Here is a 2,592-nt window from a genome sequence, read left to right as displayed (position 1 = left end):
GTCTGTTGATGGCACACCTTCGACCATTAAAGTCGCGATTAACGGCACTAATGACGCAGCTACTGTCAGCAGTGCGACCGTTGCCATCGATGAAACCGATAAAGCGGTAACTACCTCAGGCACGCTAACCAGTATCGACGTCGATAATCCAGATAACGCATTCACACCGGATTCGATTACTGGCACCAATGGCGACCTGACTATTGATGCCAATGGCCATTGGACATTCACCGCCAACAGCGCATTTAATCAATTAAACGTCGGCGATAAAGTAGAAGAAACCTTCACTGTCACTTCCGTTGATGGCACACCTTCGACCATCAAAGTGACGATTAATGGCACCAATGACCGCCCTACTATCTCAGGTACCTCAAGTGGCGCGGTGATCGAACAGGGCTTGAACACGGCAGGAAACCCCGATGCGACAGGGAGCTTAATCGCGACTGATATAGATAAGTCCGACACCGTTACGTGGGCAATCAATCAACCCCAAGGTCAATGGGGAACGCTGTCGATTGATCAGCATGGTCATTGGCACTATCAGCTAGACAATTCAACCGGCGGTGCCGCGGATAAACTCGCGGCTGGTGAACATCAGTCTGAATCATTCTGGATCACCGCTACCGATTCAACAGGAGCGACAGTCCCTCATAAAGTCGTTATCGATGTGCAAGGCAGCAACGACAAACCAATTGTCAGTGCGTGGACTCAGCTTCCTGCGGGTAAAGAGGATCAACCCGTAACCATCAAGGCTTCTGACTTGCTAACACATGCAAGCGATGTGGATAGTAGCGATGTATTGCACGTGACAAATTTGCAAGCGACACACGGTAGCCTGACTGATAATAAAGATGGCACTTATACCTTCACGCCAGATAAAGATTTCAATGGTGAGATTCGACTCACCTATGATGTGGTTGACGGCCATGGGGGCAGCGTCAGCACTCAAGCTAAGTTTGATCTTATCGCAACTCCAGATAACGCGATTATTACCGACGCACAAGCCAATGCAGACTTACGGGGAGTAACTGAAGATCGCGGCTATATAGATACCCACTACCAACTGCATTACGACGGCAGATTAAACATCCAAGACTCTGATAAGGGAGAGGCACAGTTTGATCCGAATATAGGCTCACAAACCTATCAAGGTATTGGCTACGACACCAAACTGGGTGGGCACATACTGCTCATGCGCGACGGTCACTACACCTATACCCTCGACAACCGCAATATACAGAACTTAGCGCAAGGCGAAGTTAAACACGATTCAGCCATTATACGCTCAGCAGATGGTACAACACACACGATAGAGCTAACGGTTCATGGTACCAACGATGCCCCAACCATCAATGCTCAGTCCCACTCAGTGACTGAAGGTGGAAGCGTTCTAAATGGACAAATGGTTGGCCAAGATATTGATACCGGTGCGGCCTTGACTTACAGCGCACCGCAGATTGATGGCTTGGTGGTTAATCCGGACGGCAGTTATAGCTTCGATCCTGCTCACTCTAGCTATCAATCGTTAGCATCAGGTGTCACGAAGACATTGACTGTTCCAGTAACAGTCACAGACGAGCATAATGCGAGCAGCACTCAAAACCTCTCAATAACGATTACAGGGGTTAATAATTCTGCCGTTATCGGCGGTGTCTATACTGGAGATGTTCATGAAGGGCATACCTATACAGCACCAGATGGTACAATGTCTGGTGGCTACGTCGATGATCGCTCACCAGATCATATGCATGGAAACATCGGCAAATTATGGAACGACGAAATACACACTGATGGTCACCTGAACATTGTTGATCCAGACTCCGGTGAAAGCCATGCCCAAACCGGCGTTTATTACGGCACTCATGGTCGTGTCATACTTCAGAGTAACGGAGATTGGAGCTACTACGCTTCCATAGGCCAAGACGCAACAGGTAGAAAGATTGATCACCTCGGCCAAGGTGAATCGATAACGGATACTGTCACCGTCAAATCGGCTGATGGCACCACTCACGATATTGTTGTCACCGTTCATGGCGATAACGACCGTCCGTATTGTTCTGGTGAAGTGCAACTGAACAGCGGTAAAGAAGATCTTGCTCAAACCATCACAGCAACCGAGCTAATCGCTAATACTGTTGACGTAGACGCCAACGATGCAGGTAAGCTCACTATCGCTAATTTGCATGCTGACCATGGCTCGATTCAAGACAATCACGATGGAACCTTCACCTTCACTCCAAGCCACAATTACAACGGCAGCGTCCACTTCACCTACGATGTGAAAGACGCGCATGGTGGTACAACACACACTGGCGCATCAACGACGCTCTCGGCTGTTGGCGATAAAGCCCAAATCGCTGGCGTTGATACTGGTTCAATAACCGAAAACAGCGCGGGTGTCGACATGTCACCCGACTATGCTCACTCAGGCATCGCCACACTTGGCAATACAACACTCTATGCTGATGGCAAGCTGACCATCACAGACCCCGATGTAGGCGAGTCAGGGTTTGAACGCCAAGGCAGCAATGGTTACGACTATCACGGCACCTATGGCGATCTAATCTTACTCACCGATGGCACCTGGCATTA

At 49.2% G+C, this 2,592-nt stretch carries 1 protein-coding gene; it reads left to right on the top strand.

Going from position 1 to position 2,592, the window contains the following annotated elements; all coding sequences use genetic code 11:
* Positions 1 to 2,592, top strand: a 2,592-nt coding sequence (locus AB6D93_RS23760) for a VCBS domain-containing protein (protein WP_372159234.1), incomplete at both ends; no start/stop codon positions are given.

Source organism: Vibrio sp. 10N.247.310.23 (assembly GCF_041467155.1).
Lineage (GTDB): Bacteria > Pseudomonadota > Gammaproteobacteria > Enterobacterales > Vibrionaceae > Vibrio > Vibrio crassostreae_C.
The sequence above is the reverse complement of the archived record's forward strand: the minus strand, read 5'-3'. Positions and strand labels throughout refer to the sequence as shown.